The sequence below is a fragment of the Peptoniphilus sp. HMSC075B08 genome (genome assembly GCF_001815405.1).
GTDB lineage: Bacteria > Bacillota > Clostridia > Tissierellales > Peptoniphilaceae > Peptoniphilus_A > Peptoniphilus_A harei.
Genome location: NZ_KV820448.1, coordinates 53,947 through 75,849, shown reverse-complemented (window position 1 = coordinate 75,849; position 21,903 = coordinate 53,947). Strand labels below are relative to the sequence as shown.

The 21,903-nt window shown below is 31.8% G+C and carries 23 protein-coding genes and 1 pseudogene; 7 read left to right on the top strand and 17 right to left on the bottom strand.

All coding sequences use genetic code 11. The annotated features are described in order from the left end of the window. Positions 1-762, top strand: a pseudogene (locus HMPREF3023_RS03975) (alanyl-tRNS synthetase); the annotation flags it as partial. Positions 763-885: 123 nt separating this feature from the next. On the opposite strand, the gene HMPREF3023_RS03970 reads toward HMPREF3023_RS03975, so the two are convergent. The 8 genes from HMPREF3023_RS03970 to HMPREF3023_RS03935 form a co-directional block, all read right to left on the bottom strand. Further along, on the bottom strand, positions 886-1,440 hold the full coding sequence (locus tag HMPREF3023_RS03970) for a DUF6648 family protein (RefSeq protein ID WP_070700964.1): 555 nt from the start codon (positions 1,438-1,440) through the stop codon (positions 886-888). Positions 1,441-1,543: 103 nt separating this feature from the next. Next, positions 1,544-1,969, bottom strand: coding sequence for a hypothetical protein (locus HMPREF3023_RS03965; RefSeq protein WP_070700962.1), 426 nt, complete (start codon positions 1,967-1,969; stop codon positions 1,544-1,546). Next, a complete protein-coding gene (locus tag HMPREF3023_RS03960) occupies positions 1,966-2,874 on the bottom strand; it encodes a tRNA modification radical SAM protein MnmL/YtqA (protein ID WP_070700960.1) in 909 nt (302 codons plus the stop codon). The genes HMPREF3023_RS03965 and HMPREF3023_RS03960 overlap by 4 nt, the downstream gene beginning before the upstream one ends. 8 nt (positions 2,875-2,882) lie before the next feature. Beyond that, positions 2,883-3,227 carry a DUF1292 domain-containing protein gene (locus HMPREF3023_RS03955; RefSeq protein ID WP_070700958.1) on the bottom strand — a complete coding sequence of 115 codons (345 nt, stop codon included), beginning with the start codon at positions 3,225-3,227 and terminating at the stop codon, positions 2,883-2,885. Between the two features lie 13 nt (positions 3,228-3,240). After that, on the bottom strand, positions 3,241-4,695 hold the full coding sequence (locus tag HMPREF3023_RS03950) for an aminoacyl-histidine dipeptidase (protein WP_070700956.1): 1,455 nt from the start codon (positions 4,693-4,695) through the stop codon (positions 3,241-3,243). 48 nt (positions 4,696-4,743) lie between these two features. Beyond that, positions 4,744-6,075, bottom strand: coding sequence for a GTP pyrophosphokinase (locus tag HMPREF3023_RS03945; RefSeq protein WP_070700954.1), 1,332 nt, complete (start codon positions 6,073-6,075; stop codon positions 4,744-4,746). Between the two features lie 7 nt (positions 6,076-6,082). Continuing rightward, positions 6,083-6,832 carry a peptidylprolyl isomerase gene (locus HMPREF3023_RS03940; protein WP_070700952.1) on the bottom strand — a complete coding sequence of 250 codons (750 nt, stop codon included), beginning with the start codon at positions 6,830-6,832 and terminating at the stop codon, positions 6,083-6,085. Positions 6,833-6,905: 73 nt separating this feature from the next. Then, entirely contained in the window at positions 6,906-7,637 is a 732-nt protein-coding gene (locus HMPREF3023_RS03935; protein WP_070700950.1) for an acyl-[acyl-carrier-protein] thioesterase, read from the bottom strand. Positions 7,638-7,917: 280 nt separating this feature from the next. Between HMPREF3023_RS03935 and glmS the strand changes: the two genes are divergently transcribed. Together glmS and HMPREF3023_RS03925 are read left to right on the top strand one after the other, a co-directional pair. Beyond that, entirely contained in the window at positions 7,918-9,744 is a 1,827-nt protein-coding gene (glmS, locus tag HMPREF3023_RS03930) for a glutamine--fructose-6-phosphate transaminase (isomerizing) (RefSeq protein WP_070700948.1), read from the top strand. Positions 9,745-9,826: 82 nt separating this feature from the next. Beyond that, a complete protein-coding gene (locus tag HMPREF3023_RS03925; RefSeq protein WP_070700946.1) occupies positions 9,827-11,083 on the top strand; it encodes a hemolysin family protein in 1,257 nt (418 codons plus the stop codon). A 57-nt stretch (positions 11,084-11,140) separates the two neighbouring features. Here HMPREF3023_RS03925 and HMPREF3023_RS03920 read toward each other — a convergent pair whose 3' ends face one another. The 4 genes from HMPREF3023_RS03920 to HMPREF3023_RS03905 form a co-directional block, all read right to left on the bottom strand. After that, a complete protein-coding gene (locus tag HMPREF3023_RS03920; protein ID WP_070700944.1) occupies positions 11,141-11,491 on the bottom strand; it encodes a hypothetical protein in 351 nt (116 codons plus the stop codon). Between the two features lie 73 nt (positions 11,492-11,564). Then, a complete protein-coding gene (locus HMPREF3023_RS03915) occupies positions 11,565-12,431 on the bottom strand; it encodes an S-layer homology domain-containing protein (protein ID WP_070700942.1) in 867 nt (288 codons plus the stop codon). A gap of 139 nt (positions 12,432-12,570) precedes the next feature. Beyond that, positions 12,571-13,122 (bottom strand): hemerythrin domain-containing protein, encoded by a 552-nt coding sequence (locus HMPREF3023_RS03910; RefSeq protein ID WP_070700940.1) that lies wholly within the window; start codon positions 13,120-13,122, stop codon positions 12,571-12,573. 4 nt (positions 13,123-13,126) lie between these two features. Then, the gene (locus tag HMPREF3023_RS03905; protein WP_070700938.1) at positions 13,127-13,708 is read right to left on the bottom strand and encodes a hypothetical protein; all 582 of its coding nucleotides are present in this window, start codon (positions 13,706-13,708) and stop codon (positions 13,127-13,129) included. 151 nt (positions 13,709-13,859) lie between these two features. On the opposite strand from HMPREF3023_RS03905, the gene HMPREF3023_RS09755 reads away from it, so the two are divergent. Together HMPREF3023_RS09755 and HMPREF3023_RS09750 are read left to right on the top strand one after the other, a co-directional pair. Next, the gene (locus tag HMPREF3023_RS09755) at positions 13,860-13,982 is read left to right on the top strand and encodes a hypothetical protein (protein ID WP_256373652.1); all 123 of its coding nucleotides are present in this window, start codon (positions 13,860-13,862) and stop codon (positions 13,980-13,982) included. Positions 13,983-13,986: 4 nt separating this feature from the next. Then, positions 13,987-14,109, top strand: coding sequence for a hypothetical protein (locus HMPREF3023_RS09750; RefSeq protein WP_256373650.1), 123 nt, complete (start codon positions 13,987-13,989; stop codon positions 14,107-14,109). Positions 14,110-14,201: 92 nt separating this feature from the next. Here the strand turns inward: HMPREF3023_RS09750 and rpmF are convergent, their stop codons facing one another. The 3 genes from rpmF to HMPREF3023_RS03890 form a co-directional block, all read right to left on the bottom strand. After that, positions 14,202-14,384, bottom strand: a complete 183-nt coding sequence (rpmF, locus tag HMPREF3023_RS03900; protein ID WP_019107039.1) for a 50S ribosomal protein L32 — start codon at positions 14,382-14,384, stop codon at positions 14,202-14,204. Positions 14,385-14,386: 2 nt separating this feature from the next. Continuing rightward, positions 14,387-14,917, bottom strand: a complete 531-nt coding sequence (locus tag HMPREF3023_RS03895; RefSeq protein ID WP_070700936.1) for a YceD family protein — start codon at positions 14,915-14,917, stop codon at positions 14,387-14,389. A gap of 77 nt (positions 14,918-14,994) precedes the next feature. Next, positions 14,995-16,185 carry an acetate/propionate family kinase gene (locus HMPREF3023_RS03890; protein ID WP_070700934.1) on the bottom strand — a complete coding sequence of 397 codons (1,191 nt, stop codon included), beginning with the start codon at positions 16,183-16,185 and terminating at the stop codon, positions 14,995-14,997. 100 nt (positions 16,186-16,285) lie between these two features. Here HMPREF3023_RS03890 and HMPREF3023_RS03885 point away from each other — a divergent pair, with 100 nt between their 5' ends. Next, positions 16,286-17,428, top strand: a complete 1,143-nt coding sequence (locus HMPREF3023_RS03885; protein ID WP_070700932.1) for a nucleotidyltransferase — start codon at positions 16,286-16,288, stop codon at positions 17,426-17,428. A gap of 53 nt (positions 17,429-17,481) precedes the next feature. After that, entirely contained in the window at positions 17,482-18,138 is a 657-nt protein-coding gene (locus tag HMPREF3023_RS03880) for a hypothetical protein (protein ID WP_070700930.1), read from the top strand. Between the two features lie 216 nt (positions 18,139-18,354). Here HMPREF3023_RS03880 and HMPREF3023_RS03875 read toward each other — a convergent pair whose 3' ends face one another. After that, positions 18,355-19,107, bottom strand: coding sequence for a YfjL-like protein (locus tag HMPREF3023_RS03875; protein WP_070700928.1), 753 nt, complete (start codon positions 19,105-19,107; stop codon positions 18,355-18,357). A gap of 75 nt (positions 19,108-19,182) precedes the next feature. Next, a complete protein-coding gene (locus HMPREF3023_RS03870; protein ID WP_070700926.1) occupies positions 19,183-21,738 on the bottom strand; it encodes a DUF4268 domain-containing protein in 2,556 nt (851 codons plus the stop codon). Positions 21,739-21,903 lie beyond the last annotated feature (165 nt).

The following is a 21,903-nucleotide window of genomic DNA, read 5'->3' as shown; positions in this document are numbered from 1 at the left end:
AACAAGTTTAATAAGTCTAACAAAGAACAATCCGCAAGTGACAAGGATAAAGAAGAGAACAAATCGAATTCTCAAAATAAAAATGAAGAAGAGTATGATGCAAAGTTTTTCCACGATAAATATAAGCTTGAATCCTTTAAGGACTTAAATAAGTTTAAGACTTCTAATAAAGAACAATCTTCAAGTGACAAGGATAAAGAAGAAAATAAGTCAAAGTCTCAAAATAAAAATGAAGAAAAGTATGATGCAAAATTTTTCCACGATAAATATAAGCTTGAAGCCTTTAAGGACTTAAACAAGTTTAATAAGTCTAATAAAGGAAAAAATTCAAGTGACAAGGATAAAGAAGAAAACAAATCAAAGTCTCAAATTAAAAATGAAGAAGAAGAAAAATCTATACTTTTCTACCAAGCAGTAGAAAGTTTTAAAAACTTCTCTACAGAATTTTCTGGCTTGAATTATATTTATAAACTACTTCAAGATGTAAATCTAAAGGAATTACGTGAGATTTCAAACTACATCCTAAAAGAAGATAATTTTATACAAATTTATGGCTTAAAGAATGGACCAAAATCAAAAATCTTAATACTTAGGTCACAAAACCTAAACTTTGACCTCAAGAAAGTCTTTAAAAAATTAAAAGATCATTTTGATTACACTGGAACAGGCAATATGTATACCCTTGATATCCAGTGTAAAGAAGAAAATTTAACAAGAATTATGGAATCTTTCTTAATTGAAATAAGACGAGAAGCAAAATAAAATTCATCTTATATGCCAACTATTTTTTAGTTGGCATTTTTTTAATAAATCAAATAATTAAATTTTAAAATTTTAGACAAACAAAAAAGACTGAAAGAGAAAATTCTTTTTCAGTCTTTTGATTTAATAATATTTTTCATTTATATAGTGATCTATAATGGATGTCTTCATCTTGTCGTCAAAAATATTTTCTTCTTGAAGAACCTTTAGAAGCCAATCAGCCTTTGAGTGAAAAATCGCTTCTTTTTTGTCTTCCAATACTATTTCGTATAGCTCATTTCTAAGAGCCTTGGATTGACACTTAATATAATAGGCCTTAGTGTTCCTAAAGTCTTGTATCTTTAAAATATTTAAGACAGACTTATCCTTAAGTTCGTAGTATTTATTTGTTAAGTTTAAATAATAATTGTAGTATTTTGAATGTTTTTTTGTATTTCTAACTTCCTTAGAGAGAGACCTGTAATACTTGGCCATTACATTGTAGTATTGGTAATTAAACATTCCCTTTTCATAAGAGTCCACCTTTATATAAGGCCTTGCATTTCTTAAGGCAAAATAATCAAAGTTTTTTTGCAAAAATTCTTTTTTTGTAAGATCTCCATTAGTATATTGGCCTATGAGATAAGACCTGTGTTCCAAAAAATCTTCAAATACTCCTCTTTTTTTCCTAAACTCCACGGAGCACCATTAAATCACACTGAGAACTATTGGAATTACCATAGCAATAACTAGGAGAATCGCAATAATTCTAACCATTGTTTTTCTATCCACTTATAACACCTTATTTACCAGTAACTTCTAGACATTTATCCTTTAAAGATTCAGGCATGTCTTCTTTTAAATAATCAACGTTAATAAAAATTTCTTTGTTTGCAGCATCAGGAATCTTAGCAACCTTGTTATAAAGGTGCTCTAAATCTTCAACATTAAGTTTAAGAACCTTATAAATTCCATCAACATAAATCTTGTGTAAGTCATAATCCATTGCAAGAAGTCCACAGATAAAACCGTAGAAGCTGTCAATTGAATTTAATCTGTACTCAGTAGCATTGATAAGTCTTACATTATAATCAAGACTAAAAATGTGATCGTCATCAACTTCTACAAAAGCTATATTTCCATCGCCTTGTTTCATATCTTCATTAGCGTTGTCAATTAACCATCTTGTTTTTCCAGAGCCTTTGCTTCCTAAAATATACTTTATCATAGTAATTCTCCTTTCACTAGATCACCTTGGGTGTATCCGTTTTCTTGCATCTCATTAACAATGTCGTCTCTAATTTTCCACCAGGAAGTATTCCAATTGCAGAAGAGAGAATCTTCATAAGGTGCTCTTCCAATTATTCTTTCAACTATTATATCATCTTTAAGATTTCTTAAAAAGAGTATAACTTTTTTCTTGTAGTCTTCTAAAGGAATAGGGGTTATTTCTCCCTCTTCATACATCTTACCAAGGGCTGTGCCTTTTAAGATATAAAGAGCGTGAAGCTTTACCTCATCAACTTCAAGGGCATTTAATATCTTTGCACCTTCCACAATATCTAAATCGTCATCCCAAGGAAGACCAATGATCATATGGGTGCAAATATTTAAATTTCTACTTTTAAGTTTAATGGCTGCGTCAATAAATTCAGCAAGACCATGTCCCCTATTTAAAATCTCCAAGCTATGATAGTTTGCAGTTTGAAGACCAATTTCAAGAGTTACAAAGTATTTCTTATTAAGTTCTTCTAAATAGTCAAGGTGCCTCTTAGGAAGATAGTCGGGCCTAGTAGATATACTAACCCCAACAACATCTTCAATAAGTGACTCCTCAATTACTCTCTTAAAGTCTTCAAAGGGCATGTAGGTGTTGGTGAAATTTTGAAAATAAGCTATAAATTTTTTAGCCTTGTATTTCTTTCTTATGTGGTCCATATTTTTTAGAAGTTGTTCTTGGACACTTCCTTCACTATTTTCGAAAGATCCACCTTCTTCACCACAAAAAATACATCCACCTCTACCACAAGTCCCGTCCCTATTGGGACAAGTTAAATCAAGTTTGACTGGAAGCTTATATACTTTTTCACCAAACTTGTCTTTTAAAAAGTCTGAGTATTTTCTATATGCCATATAGAAAATTATTCTTCCTCTTCGTCAGCAAAAATTTCTTCGAAAGTCTTTGAAACTTTTTCAAACTCTTCTTCAGTTTCAATAGTATCAAGTTCAACTTCTTCTTCGTTGATTTCCTTGTACTTGTAGATAAATACATCTTCTCCATCTTCTTCATTTTCAGGAAGAAGAGCAATGTATTCTTGATCTTCACATTCAAAGATTCCAATAACTATACATACCATTTCACTATCGTCTTCTAATGTAAGAGTGATAGTTTGATAGCCTTCTTCATGATCGTGATCATGTTCACAACCACAGTCGCATCCACAGTCTTCGTCGTGTTGGTGTAGGTTTTTTTCTTCGTTATTCATATTTCCTCCAAATTTATTTTAATTTTTCTAATATCTTTATTAAGAAATCAAATACTCTTTCAGTTGATGAAATAGAAAGGTGTTCGCCTGGTGCGTGAACTCCCTTCATATTTGGTCCAATAGAAAGCATATCGATGTCTCCAATTGTTTCAACAAAAATTCCACATTCAAGTCCAGCGTGAATTGCTTCAAGCTTAAATTCCTTTCCACTTACTTCTTTGTAAGCTTCTTTAGCTACTTCTCTAAGTGGTGAATGTTCTTTATATTCCCATGCAGGATATTTTGTTATAATTTCTACTTCTGCTCCAAAATTCTTTGCAGCAATTTTATTTACACTTCCAATATATTCCTTAGCAGAAGATACAGAAGATCTTATATTTGAAATAATATGAACTTCATCTTCATGATTTTCAATTACCCCAACGTTTACAGATGTTTCTACTAAGCCTTCGATGTTCTTGCTCATTGCAATAACACCATTAGGCAAAAGGTTTAGAAGATTAACAATTCTGTCTTTTAAATCATCTGTAAAGGCCTTGTCGCATGTTTCCTTTGACTTTTCAAAGTTAAGTCTAACATCAGGATCAACTTTTCCAAGTTCTCCTACAAATTGGGCATTGAGTTCAACTATTAGGTCTTGAATTGCTTTTATATCTTCATCATTAACTGCCACAAGAGCTCTTGCATACCTAGGAATAGCATTAGGCTTTGCTCCACCTTCTATTTCAATTAGGTCTGCATCAACTTTTTGGAAAAGGCTGTAAAGACTTCTTCCTAAAAGTTTAACTGCATTTCCAAGTCCAACTTGGATTTCTTGTCCAGAGTGTCCACCCTTTAATCCATTGACTATAACTTCATAGAAAGTTTTATCTTTATCTACATCTTTAAAATCTTTTTTAAGTTTTATAAGATCTCTTTCTGCTCCTGCACAAGAGATACATCCAACTCCCTCAGTTTCAGAGTCAATGTTTAAAAGTCTCTTAGATGTAACCATTCCCTTTTCAAGATTTCCTGCACCAGTCATTCCACTTTCTTCATTGACAGTGAAAAGTGCTTCAATCTTTGGATGCTTATACTCATCTGACTCTAATACAGCAAGTGTCATTGCAACAGCAATACCATTGTCAGCACCAAGTGTTGTCTCACGAGCAATAATTAAGTCTCCGTCTATCTCGTATTTTATTGGATCTTTTGAAAAATCAATTGTACATTCTGGAGTTTTTTCACAAACCATGTCCATGTGGCCTTGCAAGATTATGCTGTCCACATCTTCATAGCCCTTTGTTGCTTCCTTAATTATTACAACGTTTCCAATAGTATCAGTTCTATATTCCAAACCATGATCTTTTGCAAAAGAAATTAAATAATCTCTTATTTTTTCTTCTTCAAAGGAACATCTTGGAATTTTTGTCAATTTATCAAAATAATAAAATGTTCTGTTCTCTAATAAGGTATCTTTGTCTTTCATTTAAACCTCCTAGGTCTATTATACATAAGAAACATTTAGATTTACAGTTTAAAAAGTATAATTATCTTTAAATATTTTAAGCATTCTGCTCCTTGATTTAGTTTCGGACTTTTCCATTTCACAAAGTACATTTCTATACTTATTTAGAGATTTATCCATTAAGAATTCAAGAGAAGGCGTCTTTTTAAACTCCTCTAAGACCATAGATAAAACTTCCTTTTCAAATTCTTGAGACTTCTCTTTTGAAAGGTCTTTGTCTTCGCAAAGTTTTCTTAGTTCACAAGTGTACTCATATCTAACAAAAATAATAAATTCAGTTAATATGTCACTGTAGGATTCTTGTAGCAATCTCTGTAGGATTTTAAAGAAAATATTCCAATCAAGGTCGCCGTTTAACACCTTGCTAAAAACTTCTATTAGTCCCTTAGAAAAGTTGTCATAATATCTTGGCTTATTCTTAAATACAATATATTCTTCAAAGTCCATTTCATTTCCAGAGACAGAGTTGACCTTGTTAATTAAATTTATGAAATTTTCTCCATAACTTAGGTCTTTATTCCTAGAGGACTTCATAAATAGAAAATCTACAACTACATCTGTTATAATTTTTATGTTTAAATATATTCCCAACTCTTCATGAATTTTTGTAGTGAAAACATCATGAAGAATCTTTGACAAAAGTTTCTTTAGTTGAGACTCTGCAGAAATTGTCTCTGAAGCGTCCTGTTTCTTTACATGGTCGTAAAGTATCATAAGCTGCTTGTCAATCATCTTTAGGTTGTCATTAATGGAATTCATAATTTCCCTAAAGAATCCTTCAGTAATTATATAATTATAATTTTTGTAAAGTAGCTTGTGATCTATCTCTCCCCAAAATACATTTACAAATGACTTTATCTGAAGTTCAAAACGGTAGATGTAAGACCCTGTGTCATACTCACCATCTAGTTTAAACATTGTGAAACCATTTGCAAGGGTTTGAGGCTGAGGGTCATCTAGCTTTAGTCTAATCTTCCTGTTTTTATTAGACCTATAATAACCCCTGTCTGATTTTATTGTGAAGTCCTTAATAATTTTTTTATAAAGGTCCTCCTCGTCCTTGATAAAACGACACTCAATTCTAATGCCAACTAAATCTTGAATGTAATTAAATCCATTAACAGGATCAGGAAACCTCATGAAAAAATTTCTCCTAATGAGTTTTTCACGTAAGGATTCCTGAGTTTTCATCCTAGTTGTGATATTAGTAAGTCTATCATCATCTAAAAACAACTCTGTAAAATACTTTTTAAGCTCTTTATTAACTCCCGCAAGTTCAATTTTATGGTAATCAAAAAGATTCATTACATCATCGATGTAATTAAAAAGCTCAAGTTTCATAATTCACCTAGATGTTCATTTTCACTTCGTATTTATCTTTTAATTCTGTGATTTTTTCGTTATAAATTTCTTGTTCTTTTTGTCTTCTAACTTGTTCCACAATTTTGTCTTTTACTTCGTCAAAAGCAAGTTCCTTTGCATCATTCTTTTCGTTGATTTTAATAATGTGATAACCAAATTGAGTCTTAACAGGTTCTGTAATAGTTCCAACTTCGTTTTCAAAAACTGCATCTTCAAATTCTTTTACCATTTGTCCCTTAGTGAAAGTTCCAAGGTTTCCACCCTTTTCCTTTGATGGGCAAGTTGAAAATTCTTTTGCAAGTTCTTCAAAGTCTTCGCCTTTTTGGATTTTTTCATAAATTTCTCTTGCCTTGTCTTCTTCTTCAACTAGAATGTGAGAAGCATTAGCTGATTCAGGTTGTTTGAAGGCATCTCTGTTTTCTTCGTAGAATTTCTTTACGTCTTCGTCCTTAACTTCAGCAGTAGCAAGAAGTTTACCTAAGGCATAAGTCTTTAACATGCTTTCCTTAGTTTTTTCTACAACTTGAAGGAATTCATCTTCCTTGTCCATGCCCTTTTCCATTGCATCTTCATATAAAAGAGCTTGGTAAACTAATTCATTTACAACATCCTTATTTAATTCATCTCCACCAAAATATTGTTTTAATTGTGGGTTAAGTGAATCAATAAAAAGATTGTAGTCCACTCCTGTAATTTTTTTACCATTTACTTCTGATAATATTTTATCTTTATCCATTATTTCCTCCGTAATTTCTTTCTAGTGTTGTCTTTTCTATTGTTATGTTAACATTTGAAAATATTTTTTTCAACTAATTGGAACTTTGCGAGAGACCACAAATCCTTGTATAAATTTGACCTTTATCTTTGCTTTTGAAGAAGAAATAAAATCTATCCTCTCCCCTGTAGGAATCAATTATTATCTCATCTCCTAATTTTAATTCATTAATATAATTGACACTTATTTCCTTAAATTTTATGTGTGACAAGTCTTTATCCATAGCCTCATAAATTAATTCAAGATATACAGAATTATTGACATGGTCGTTAAAGTCCAAGTCACGATTTAAAATTTTATAATAAAACCTATCTACTCTCTCAAGGTCTTCTGGCTCGTTAATCCTCTTTATGCTTTTGAAAATTCTATTGTCATTAGACCCATATACTTCTGCAATTTCTTCAGGAATCTTAATGGGCTTCCTATTTTCAAGATCAATTAACAAAAATATTGCTGAAGCTTCAAGGATTTTTTCTCCTCCACAATAAATTTCAAACTCACGAAAAGCATTTATATTTCTAAAACCACTTGCCCAAGTTTTTATTTTTATTTTTTCATGACTTCTTGGATATCTTTTTATTTTTATCTTCCACTTATAAATCATCCAGGTATAACCCATGTCCAATAACTTTTCATTGTCTAAGCCAAGATCAATTGACTGGTAGTTTGAAGTTTCTATTAAGTAACTCACGAGATGATTAAGTTTTAATTCACTTTGACTTGATAAGAAATCCATGACTTCATATTCTTTACAAAAAATTTTCATTGTTACCTCCAAATTTATTTTAACATAATTCTTAGCTCAACCTTGGTCTTATAAGCGTCACAAGCTTAATAAGTTTACTTTAAATAACCCTTATGGTAAAATTTATTGAAAGAGACAAAAATTTTTGAAGCGCCTGAGCCCTAGTGGCTGACGAGGTATGAGGTTATCGATTATCGGCGGATGCCTCAAAGGTTTCACAGCCTAAACATTTTACAAAAAATAAAAGTAATTTTATAACAAAATAAATGTAGTGAGTCTCTAAAAAATTGGAGGTAGAAATATGTGCGGAATAGTTGGATATATTGGAAAAAATAATGCAACGAAACTAGTACTGGAAGGTCTTAAAAAATTAGAATACAGGGGTTACGACTCTGCAGGACTTTCTTTTTTAAATAATGATAAATTAGTAACTTTTAAGAAGAAGGGTCGCATTAAGGCTCTTGAAGAATCCTTTGACCTTGATAAGTACCCATCAAATGTTTGTATTGGTCACACAAGATGGGCAACTCACGGTGAGCCAAATGAAATTAACGCCCACCCCCACTTAAGTAGTGACAAAAAGGTATCTGTAGTTCACAACGGAATTGTTGAAAACTATCTAGAACTTAGAAAGATGTTAATAGAAAAGGGACATGAATTCCTTTCACAAACTGATACAGAAGTTATTCCTAACTTGATCTCAGAAGAGTATAATGGAGACATCTTAGAAGCTGTTTTTAAATCAACTGATATCTTAAAGGGAGCTTACAGTCTTGGAATCATTGATGAAAATGAACCTAATAGACTTGTTGCTGTTAGAAATTCTTCTCCTCTTCTCTTCGCTATCTGTGAAGATGGTTACTTCATAGCAAGTGATATTACATCTGTAATCGAACATACTAACAAGATAATTTATCTTGAAGACGGTGATGTAGTTGACATGAGAGAAGATTCTTACACAATCTATGACAAGAACCACAAAAAAGTTGAAAGAGAAATTACAGAAGTTGAAATTTCTGCATCAGATGCATCAAAAGAAGGTTACGACCACTTCCTTATTAAGGAAATTCACGAACAACCTTCTATCCTAAAGGAAGTTATTTCAATTAAACACAAAGACTATAAGATAAATCTTCCTGCTGAAGGAAGTCTATCCCTTGATGAATTAAAAAATATAGACAAGATTTATGTAACTGCTTGTGGAACTGCCTTCCACGCAGGTGAAGCTGGCAAGTATGCAATAGAAAATCTTGCAGGCATTCCTGTAATTTCAGAAATTGCATCAGAGTTTAGATACAAGAATATGTTTTTAGATGACAGATCTCTTGTTATCTTTGTATCTCAATCAGGAGAAACTGCTGACACCCTAGCAGCCCTTAGAGAAGCTAAAAAAATCGGCGCAAAAACTCTTGCTGTTACAAATGTTGTTGGCTCTTCAATTTCTAGAGAAGCAGATAAGGTTATCTACTGCTATGCAGGACCAGAAATTTCTGTTGCTTCAACTAAGGCCTACACAACACAAGTTATTTCACTTTACTTCTTGGCTATGGACATTGCCCTTAAGTTAAATAAAATTTCTCAAGATGAAGTTAAAGAAATAATAAAAAATATGGAAAAACTTCCATCACAAATTGAAGAAATCTTAAAACACAAGGAAGAATTTAAAGAAATTGCAGACTCAATTAAGAATGCTAAATCAATTTTCTACACTGGTAGATCTCTTGATTACATTACAGCAAAAGAAGGTGCCCTAAAGTTAAAGGAAATTTCTTATATCCATACAGAAGCCTTCCCTTCTGGCGAGCTTAAACACGGTTCTATTGCCCTAATAGAAGAAGGTACACCTGTCATATCAGTTGCTCTTTATAGTAAGATTCTCGACAAGACTGTGTCTAACAACCAAGAACTTATTGCACGTGGAGCAAAAGTTATTTCTATTGCAGAAGAAGGCAATGAGTTTGTAAAAGATTCTTCAGATGAAATGATAGAAATTCCAAAAACTATTGATTTATTGACACCACTTCTTGCAGTAATACCAGAACAATTAATTGCTTATTACACTTCAGTATTACTTGGCAATGATGTAGACAAACCTAGAAATTTAGCAAAATCAGTAACTGTAGAATAAAATCAAAAGGCTGCCGATGGGCAGCTTTTTTTATTTAAATTTTATTTATTTGGGTATAAAATTTAAAATGGAGTTGAATTTTATGGATTATTACATATACCTAATCTTAGCCCTTGTGGCAATATATTTTTCCTATTTATTTACCCTAATAGAAAATGCCTACCTAGCCCTTGGGTCAGTAAAATTATCAAGACTTGAAGACCTAGAAGTAAAAAATATTTCTGTGATTAAAAAACTTGTGAAGAAAGAAAATATTTATTCCACAACCTTGATCCTGGACTATTTTTCCAATTCACTATCAATTATCTTTACTTCTTTATTCTTTTACAAGCTTTTTGGAATTTGGGGTCTTGTCTTGGGAATAATAATTTCTACAATAGCCATAATTATCTTTGGAGAAAGCCTACCAAGAAACTTGGGCAAGAAAAATTACGAAAAAATTGTTCCAAAGTATGCAAAGTTTTTAAAATTTTTTATTACTTTTATGAGGCCTCTTTCAATGCTTATAAACTTCTTTTCCCAATCTATAATAAAGATTGCAATAAAAGACAAGGACTACAAAGCGCCGATAATTACAGAAGAAGACCTTATCGATGCCATGGACCTTGGCATGGAAGAAGGGATTATAAATAAGAACGAGTCTAGGATGATTCAAAATGTAATTGACTTTAAGGACAACTACGCAAAAGACATTATGACTCCAAGGACAGACATAGTGGCCATAGACATTGAAGAAAGCTTTGACGAGATTATAGAAAAAATTTCTGAATATTCTTATTCAAGGATGCCAGTCTACGAAGACAACCTGGACAACATTGTGGGTATCCTAAATGTAAAGGATATCTTCCACATGGATAAAACTAAGTCCCTGGCAGATAATAAGTCCTTCTTTAAGAAGCCCTTCTTCACCTTTGAGTACAAACCTACAGGAACACTTTTCTCTGAAATGAGGCAAAATAAATTATCTGTCGCCATAGTTACAGATGAGTATGGTGGTACTGAAGGCATGATTACCTTTGAGGATATCTTCGAAAAAATCGTTGGTCAAATTTCTGACGAGTATGACACAGAAGAAGACGAAGAGATTCTTCAAGTTGATCCCAATAAATATCTCATTGAAGCAGCAATAAATATCGATGAGGTAAATCAAATCTTTGGAACAGAACTTGAGTGCCAAGAGTTTGATTCCCTTGGCGGATATATAATTGAAAAACTTGACCGTTTCCCCAAGTTCAATGAAGTCATTGAACTTGACGACTTGAAGTTCACAATTGTTAAAAAGACAAAAAATAGGATTGAAAAAATTCTTGTGGAATTCCCAGAAAATTTTAAAAAATAAAAATTTGTAAAAAAATAAGAGATTCTTAATTGAATCTCTTTTTCTTTGCAATTAATTTTAAACTTCAACAACTCTTATGTTAGAGTTTTTCCAGCTTGCTCCCTCTCCCAATCTCTCAACAATGCTAATTAGGATTTCATCTTCTTCCAACTCTTCATCTAGAGGCAAGACTCTTGTGTCTAGATCGTGAGGAATCATTTCAACAACAGGGCCTAGGTCTCTGTGGACTATCACCCTATTCTTTAAATTCCTTAACTCTTCACTATCCTCTACCTTAAAATATTTTCCATCTTTTCTAGTGTAGAAAAAAATATCTTGTCCATATTTTTCCCTGTAATAAATTATGTAAGTCTCACAAGAAAATTGAAAACTTCCAAGCGGACTAATGTCAAAAATTACTTTTTTCATTATCTCACCTGGAAGTATTATAACATAAATTATTTGATTTTATAATTTAAATAAACTTTTTGTAAAATTTTCATTAAATATGACGTACTATAGAAGAAATTACTTCTTCCCTTGTCATCTCTTTCTTTGGATTAAAGTTTTTCTTTTCATCTAAGTTTAAGTACTTGGCATTAAGGGCCTTGTTCACAGACTCTTTAGCATAATTTGAAACTTTTTTGCTGTCCTTCATGCTGACATTTTTATTGTTCTTTAATTCAAAAATATTTGCAATAACTACAGCATAGTCTTCCCTAGTCATGTGAGCCTTAGGAGAAAAAGTTCCGTCGCCCTTACCATTCATAATTCCAAGATCATAGGCCATGTTTACATACCTGTTATCTGTGTCCTTAAAGTGCTTAACTGATCCTTGAGAAGATCTCTTGTACTTAATCTTGTAAGCCTTAACTGCAACTTCTGCAAATTCTTCCCTAGTTACCTTTGCCCTAGTGTTGGCTGCAACTCCTTGAGAGAAAAGTTTTAAATTCTCAGCCTTTACTAGGTCATTGTAAGCCCAATTGCTGTAATTTCTAAAGACAGGAGCCTTTCCCAAGTGAAGTTCATTTGAAAATCCTGAAGACTTGTCCTTGTTTGCAAATCTTAGCTTAAAGGCATAACCACTTGATGGCCCAACTATTGAGTCTAGTTCCTTTTGGCTAATAGTAACGAAGTTTTTCTTATTCTTTGAGATTACATTTTTCTTTACTAATCCCTTGGATTCATTTCCCTCGCTCTTAACTTCAATTTCTATTAAGTCGTTAGCCTTGGCATTTTTAATTTCAAAATTATAAACTTCCTTATCCTTAATTGCAGAAACATTTAAGGGCATTGCTACTTCCTTTCCTGCAAAAACAGAAAAAGGTGCTGCAATTAAGATTATCATTAATATAAATATTTTTTTCATTTTTTCACCTCGAGGAATTATAATACCAAAAAACCTGGCAAAAGTCTTGTCGCCAGGTTCATTGTAATCAATTTGTAATCTTTTTGATAATAGATGAAAGTGAATTATTTTTGATTAATGATAAATCCAAAGTTTAAAATTAAAAACCTAGAGACTTCATTAAATTCCTTTTATCTTCCAGATTTTTTTCTTCTTCCTTAACTCTTTTTTCCATTTCCCTTGCCACTTCAGCCTTTACATCTTCTGGTAGATTTTTATCCGCAAAGGGATAAACAGTTTTGTTTTCCTTTTCTGCGTGACTCCTTAAAAGCTCAACGTAAGCCATGGCATTGGTTAAGATGTGGAGCTTAGCAAGATCATCTGATGACTCTTCAAATAAATCCAAATTATTTTCAAGCTCCATTACATAGCCCCTTGCCATTTGATGTTCCACAAGCATACCACCACGGACTACTTTTTCTGCAAGAGGTCCAAGATTATCCAGCATTGCCTTAAATAAAATATCTTCTTCTTTTTTGTGATGAAGCCCATCGGCATAAAGTCTTATAAAGCTTATGGCCTTCCTAAAAAAATCTATATCTAGCCTTCCATTGAGGATTTCCAAGCACTTTTCTTCCATCTTATTACAGAAGGCAAGAATTTCTTCGTGCTCATCTTCCAAATAATTAATTGTATACTTTAAAGTTTCCATGAAATCACTTCCTAATTACATAAGTTTCATCTATCTTTTCATATTTTAATCCAGAATTTTCCAAACTTCCAGAGATAAAAGCATCCCTTAAGTCCCAATAATAATCTGGATTTACATAACTTTCCCAAATGTCTTTGTGAAGGTCTCTTGCAACTTTAAAAATAAATTCATTTTCTTCATTATTTATTATCATTAGAGAATGGTCGCAAGGCATACCGTCTAAAAATTTTGAAGTTATAAACTTAAAGGCTTCTTCAGGAGTCTCTCCTACTTCGTAAGTCTTACCAAGTTCATTAAATTTATTTTTTAATTCTTCTATGTCAAAGTCCTTTAGTAAAAAGGCAACAGTCTTTGCAAGCCTATTCTCACTTCTTCTTACCCTTTCATCGAGCCAGCCATGAATATTACTTTCGTCAATAATATCCTTTAAGTCTCCTCGTTCTATTGGAAAGTCTCTATTAAGTTCTTCAATTAATTTTATTTTTTTATCATCATCTAATAGTTCCAACAAACTTTCTAGTAATTCTTCTTGAAATAAAATCTTTTCGTACATCAAGTGATGGATGTATCCTAAAAATAAACTCATCTTTTATCCCTCTTTTCTAATTATTATTTTAACATCTTCACCCTAAAAATAATGTGACTTTTATCACACTTATTTTATGTAAATTTTTATTTTTTTGATATAAGGTTAAAGAATAAATAAAGATAACTTTAGAAGACTAAAGGAGGAACTTATGAGTCCACAAACAATAAAATTTTTAACTTTTTTACAACCAAACTACATAACAAGCATTGTAGAAATAATTTTTCTTATTTTGATTTATAAAAAATTAAAAGAAATAAGTAATAAGAGGTGAACTTATGGAAAAATATACAGAAGTCACAAGAATTGGAACCCATCTAATATTAAATCTAGGCCTAGAATTTATAAAACTTTACTTACTTGGAAGAATCCCAGCTTTGTTAAAAAAATTTGATAAGTAATAAAAAAGAGAGGTCACGAGGCCTCTCTAATTTTTTACAAATATAAAAGCAATAAAGACAAATAAAAAAAGTGAGACCTAAGTCTCACTCTATTATTCTGCTTCTGCAACAATTTCTTTGCCTGCATAGTGTCCACAAGAAGGACAAACTCTATGAGGTAATTTCATTTCATGGCAGTTAGGACATTCAACTACTGTTGCTTTATTTAATCTGTAAGAAGATGCTCTTCTCTTGTTTTTTCTTTGTTTTGAAGTTTTTCTCTTAGGTACGGCCATTTCTACACCTCCTCATCTTTAAATAAATCTAATAACTTCCCAAATCTTGGGTCCACAGTTTCCTCAACTTCTTCTTCCACACAATCACAAGGGCCATCATTTAAGTTCTTGCCACAATGTGGGCACAATCCCTTGCAATCTTCGCTACATAAATTCTTTCCGTTAATGGAAGTAATTATCTGTGAAAAAATTATTTCCGAAAGATCTATGGAATCATTTTTAATTTTAAAGTACTCATCTACAGAATCTTCATCATATAGACTTGGGTCTTTAAAATTGTAAGCAAGGTAACTAGTCTCTTTTTCTTTTACAAATTCTTTGAGACATCTGTCACACTTAGCCTTAAATTTGTAGGAAATATCTAGACAAAGTTCTAACTCCCCTGTCAAATCATGAATATATCCATTGTACTCTACGGGATAGATGAGATTGAGATCCTCTAAATTCAAATCTGTGTCATTTTCCTCTAGAATACCCTCAAAGTCTAATCTGATTTCATCAGACGACAAAAAAGTACTAAGATCTAATTTCATTTACTCACCTCAAAAATACATACAAATCATTATAACTTTTAATATTTAGTCTGTCAATACTATATTGAAAATTAAACTTAAACAAGTTCCTTTGTATCTCTTGCAATCATTAGCTCTTCGTTAGTTGGGATAACGAAAACTTTGATAGCAGAATCGTCAGAAGAAATAAGTTTATCTTCTCCTCTTACATTGTTTCTTTCAGGATCAAGTTTGATACCTAGTGATTTTAATCCAGCACAAATTGATTCTCTCATTTCAATAGAGTTTTCACCAACACCTGCTGTAAATACAATAGCATCAACGTGATCAAGTTCTGTCATGTAAGAACCAACATAGCCACGAACTCTCTTTTCAAAGATATCAAGTGCAAGTTTTGCTCTCTTGTTTCCTTGGTCTCTTGCTTCTTCAATGTCTCTGAAGTCACTTGATACACCAGAAATTCCTAGGACACCTGATTTTTTGTTAATTAGAGTGTTGATTTCTTCTGTAGAAAGATTTTCTTTGTCCATGATAAACGGAAGAATAGCTGGGTCTAAGTCACCACATCTTGTACCCATTGCAAGTCCTTCAAGTGGTGTGAAGCCCATTGATGTATCAATAGATTTACCATTTTCAACTGCACAGATACTTGAACCATTACCAAGGTGACAAGTGATTAGGTTAACTTCATTTACATCCTTACCAAGCATTTCTGCTGCCTTATTAGTGATGTATTTGTGAGAAGTTCCGTGGAAGCCAAATCTTCTAATTTTATATTTTTCGTAATATTCATATGGAAGTGCATAGATGTAGCTTTCTTCTGGCATAGTTTGGTGGAAAGCTGTATCAAATACTGCAACTTGTTTAACATCAGGAAGAAGTCTTTGACAAGCCTTGATTCCCATAATGTTAGGTGGGTTGTGAAGAGGAGCTATTTCAACATTATCTTCAATTCCCTTTAGAACTTTTTCGTCGATAACAACAGACTTAGCGAAGTCTTCGCCACCGTGTACAACTCTGTGACCTACAGCATCAATTTCATCAAGTGATTTGATTGCACCGTATTCTTCATTTGTTAGGGATTCCATTACAAGTTCAAGAGCTCTCTTGTGGTCTTGCATTGGAGTTTCTATAGTTTTCTTTTCCTTACCAATTGTTTCGTGTTTAATTCTTGAACCTTCAATTCCGATTCTCTCAACTAAACCCTTTGCCATCACATCTTCAGTTTCCATGTTAATAAGTTGATATTTAAGGGAAGATGATCCGCAATTAATAACTAATATCTTCATATTTCCTCCTCAGTTTTTTAAATTTATTAAATATAGTATAATAACTAATAATTAGTTTATAACAGTTGTAGCCATTAGTCAATAATTGGAGATTTAAAATATGAAAATTGCTTCTATAATAACCGAATACAATCCCTTTCACAGGGGTCACGCCTATCAAATAAATAAAATAAAAGAAGACTACACAGACTTCATTGTTGTCATAATGTCAGGAAGCTTTGTCCAAAGGGGCGAGCCTGCAATTATTAATAAATATGAAAGAGCAAGAATCGCTATTGATAATGGAGCAAGCCTTGTCTTGGAGCTCCCCCTTCCCTATGCAACATCTAATGCAGAGATTTTCTCCCTAGGAGCAGTGAATATTTTAAACTCCATGGAGATAATAGATAGACTTTACTTTGGCAGCGAAGACGATGTGGAAATCTTAAGAAGTATCCAAGAAAAAATTGACAAAAACTTCGATGAAGAGAAGTTGAAAAAATACTTGTCAGAAGGCAAGTCCTTTATAAGGTCTCGTGAGCTTGCCATGGACTTCTTGAGTGATAAAGAAAAAGAAATTTTAAAAAGACCCAACAACATCCTAGGCCTTGAATACCTAAAGAGTCTTGCAAAATTAAATTCATCTATAGAGGCACGCTCAATAAAGAGGAAAAATGTAAATCATGACGATGACTTTTCCCTTGATGGCTTTGCATCGGCATCACACATAAGAAGGCTGGCCTATGAAGGAGAAGATGTCTCAGACTTCTTGCCAGCCTATGACTTATCGGTAGAAAATAAATTAGAAAATTACTTTGACATCTTCAAGTACAAGATGGTCAGTGAAGAAATAAACTTTAGGGACTATTTTGACTATGAAGAGGGACTTGAGAATAGGATACTAGAAAATCTTGATGCAGAAAATTTTCACGACCTCATAGAAAAAGTCCACTCAAAAAGACACAGCAGGTCTAGGATAAAAAGATTAATCATAGAAATTCTCTTAGACATAAAAAAAGACTTAATAAAAAATTCTTTGAAAAATCCCTACACAAGAGTCCTTGCTTGCGACGAGAGAGGCATTGAAATTTTTAAAAAATCAAAAAATAAAAATAAAATTTATTCCTTTAAATCCTTTTACGACTTATCAACTGGCATCACAAAAGAGATGCTAGATAAAGAAATTTTGGCAAGTGACTTGTATAATATAAAATCTGGAAAAATAAAAACAGACTTCACAAGAGAAGTTTATAAAAAATTATAGTTTTGATTAATTATTAATGAGAATACACAAAATAAATAATGGAGACAATTAAAATGGAAATAGAAGTTTTTAATGAAATTCTTGGAGAAAATCTTGTACCTATCTTAGGACAAGATAGATATTATAATTCCCTTTCAGATTCAGAATGTTTTTATGAAATACCTGAATGGATTAATGACACAGGTTACTACCAAGGGGCAGTCATTAGATTTTATGATTTATTAAATAAGAAAGTCTATACCCCTTTTGAAAAAGAAAAAAATGTAAGCTATTCCTATTCAAAATTTAAAAATAATTTTTTCTATTTTTTAAAAGTAGATTTCAACAAAAATCTTGTAGAATTAATAAAGTATTTTCCAGAACAAAGCTTAGAAAGTATGCACAAAATACCAATAGAGGAAGTGGAATTATATAATTTATCTTTAGAAGATGGATATGAATTTCATATATGTAGCTCTTCCGATAGATTTATTTCCTACTACCCACGTAAATTTAGCATAGAAATAGAGCCAGACCAATCAGTTTTATATGTCGACAAAGATAGACTTTATATAAACCAATGGATTGAAGAAGGCCTAGAAGGAGATGCAATAACCAATGACTATAAATACTATGAAAAATTACTTGTCATGGATTTGGATGGAAATCTAATCTCTGAAAGAACAGGAAGTTTATCCCTCTATCCTAATGGAAAATGGTACCTTTCTTAAGTAACTTAACAAATTATAAGTCTCACTAAATAAAAATTCGTATGTGTTTGAACTTTCACAAGAAATTAATGTAAATAATCTTTACGACATAAAAATAAAAACAGACTTCACGAGAGAAGTCTATAAAAAAATATAAAATTATTTTCTTATAAAGGCAAAAAAGAAACTCTCATCCTAGAAAATCCTAAAATGGAAATCCTAGAATGAGAGTTTTTATTAGTCTTTAGTCTCACTTATTGACTTTTCATAAATATTTTTAAATTCTTTTATATCCTTATTTCTCACGACTTCTTGAGGAACATCACTGACGCTAATAGAGCCTGCCCAGGACTCAGCTTCTCCATCGGGCTTCTTATTTTCTTCTGGAATTAAAATAATAGAATATTTCGTAACATTTAAGCTCGTCTTGTCCATAATCTTTTGCAAATCACAAAGAATATCTAATCCCTCTTCAAGGTTTGGATTTTTAGTATATCCAAAAGCCTGAGCATTTACATCTTTCTTAAAATTATCAAAATCAAACTCTTGATCTAGGACTAGGTCCTCTCTAGGGATATCCTCAACTGTGTTTAAAGAAATATCATAAGGAAAACTATACTTCGCTTGAAGATCTGCCCCATATCCCCTTAGCTCGTCTAATAATCTAATCTCAGTGTTAAACAAAATATCATCGTAAGTATCTTGCTTTAGCTTTCCAAAAGAGTCAAAGCCTAACATAAATGCAGTGTCCCTACTAGTTTTGCTACGAAGCCTTACAGTGTAGTAGCCATCCTTAAAATTATAATAAGTCTCATCTCGATTTAAGTCCAAATCCTTGTAGTGGGTCTCAATATATTTATCAGCAGAGATATCTGCAAGAAGCCTAGAAATAGGATTGCCGAAAAAAGCAAAATAGTAAAATAATAAAAATATAGCACAGACAATGCCAAGGCCAATAAAAAATTTTTTCCAGTTAAATTTCTTTTTCATGTAAGCCACCTCCAGCTTTTATTTTAGTAGATTATAACACAAAAAACTCGAGCCACGCCCGAGTTTCTTTATCCTTTATTTGTCATATTCATTTTTAAAATCTCTAAGTCTTGGAACAAACTCCTTATAAAAAGCATCACTCATTTCAGCGTGGAATTTTGCAATTTTCTCCCAGTTAGACTTATCCCTTGAGTTTATATTTTCTATTGCCACATCAATAGTTGACATCTTGTTATCATCTAACCTATTCCAATAAAGTTTTAAACCTAAATTGTTTTCAATGTTTTCTTTATTTTTATATAGATAATCGAAAGCTGCCTTATTTACTTCCTTGTCAGGCTTATTTAATGTCATCAAAACTTTAGCAGATTTCATATAATAATAACAAGAAATATAAAATCCACTAATCCCAGTAGTTCCTGCGATCCATGAACTCTTTGATCTAGTGACATTCACAAAAGTACCATTATCAATATTCGCTTCTTTAATTATAGGAATAGCATAATACCAATATTCTTCCTTAATATTTTCTGGAGTCCTATCAAAATTATCTGAGTCTTCAAAATAAAAAATTAAATTATCAGGATCTTCATCATATAATTCAAATAGTTTACTTAATATCCTAATTTTTGTATTTGTATCATTATTTGTAGAAACAAAAATATCCTCATCTATTTTTTCAAAACTTCGCAAGTCATTAGAACTTGTAAAGAAATTAAGCCCTAATACATCCCTTGGTTCTTCTCTAACTAAATTAATTAATTGAGACTTATCTTCCTCATGTAGAGTTTTTATTATAAAAGTAAAGGCATCAACCCAATTCTTAAAAGATGACTCTTCTCCCCTAAAATTAATCTTTAGAATCTTCTTTCCCTTAAGGTCGTAATCATCATCAGCTAAAGAAATATATTCCACATCTTCTCTTTGTAATTCAAAGTCTGTGCTAGGATACTTCCAGATTTCATAAACAGAAAGATCAAGAAGGTCTCTGTGCCTCTTTTCTATTTCATCTTCACCCCAAGAGTCTAATAGGGCCAAGTCTTGATTCATCCTAATTCCACTCTTTTTGAAGCCACGTTTTTCATCTCGCTTTTTCTTAAAAGAAGAGTTTCCCATATCGGAGTTGTAGCCCGTAATAGTTAAATTGCCCAGCTTGTGAATCCATCTTTCGTGAATTTCTTCAGCATTGTCACCCAACTCTTCAAACCAATCATCATTTAATTTTTGCGGCATAATGTGTTCAATGCTGTAAGTCCCATCATCTAGGTGATTATAAATATCCTTAGTCTCAATAGTATTATAGTTTTCAATCTTATTAAATAAATAGTTTTTAAACCTGCCACGCATCAAGTAGATTTCTTTATTGTTTAAGTTCTCATAAAATTCTTCATCCTTAGGGAACCTTCCAGAATCTCTCTTATTAATTAAGTTATATTTTAATTTGTCTACATAATTATCTGTAGACCCATCATACCTTATAATATCCTTGTTTAAATTCAAGAAAATTTTATTTAAAGCATTAGTTCCAACACTACAAATATTTCTCCTAAATAAATAAGCTTCAATTGTTTTATAGATTCCAATTAAATCATCAAGACTTAATTTTTCATCGTCATATAAGCTAAAAACTTCCATTAGGAAGGGTTCTGTTACAGTAATTTCCATTTTCTTTAAATTAAACATGGATGCATCTAAGTCTTTGTTATTAAAACCACTTTCTCCATCAAGTAGCTTCTTATAAAACTTAGAGTACCTTAACATATCTTCAAGTAATTCTTCCAAAGAATCATTGTGCCTATTAACATATTCTTTAAACTCGAAATAAACTTTAGCCATAGTTGGGGCAGAAGAAGTCTTTATACTTAAATAATTTCTAACAAAATTATCGATTTTTTTGTTAGTCAAGTCCTCAATCTTTATCCAATATTTTTCAAAGTATTTATTTTGCTCATCTAGAGGTAAATTCATCAGAATAAAGTTTCTTATCTTGTCACCTTCACTAAGAGCGAGACCAGTAGAGTTTAAACTTTCAAAAATAAGTTGAGCGTCATCACCCTTTTCCAAAGTAATAGAGATAACTTGAAGTCTTAAAATCGCAGAATAAATTTCATCTATGTGATGAGCGTCCTTCTTTAACCTTTCATAAAAATACTTATAATTAATAGTTAAGTTAGAGTTTTCAATATACTCATCCTCTTCATCAAAAATTAAAGAATGGAGTGCTTTCCTGTCTCTCTTTACAGGAATAAGTTTTATCCTGTCACCTTCCTTGGCCCACTTGGAAATAATGAACCTTTCCATTATTTGATCATTTAAGTCCGTTTCTTTCGATTCAACTTCACCCTTTTCCACTAGCTTGGCAATAGCCAGGAGAAGAAGAGTAACAGTTGTTAGTCTCTGTTGACCATCAATAATGTGATATTCAGTAGTAGAACCAGCGCCTACAACATCAGATACAATACTTCCAAAAAAGTGGTTGCCTTCTTTCGTCCTACTTAGTCTTAATAAATCATTATAAAGTTGTTTGCAGTTTTCAATCTTCCAATCGTATCTTCTTTGATAAACAGGAATAATATACCTATGACTAGGTCCTTCCAGATAAGAAAATAATTGGATACCATCGCCCTTCATTAGCTCCTCCAGTTTTTATATTTGTTAATAATTCTAGTTTAACACATGAATGTTAATAAAATTATAATTTCTATCCCTAATCAAAATAAATTTTTATTTGTTTCCTATCACAAATCTATTTTGATTTGTATTTTTTTAATTATTAGCTTTTACAAGTTCATAAAT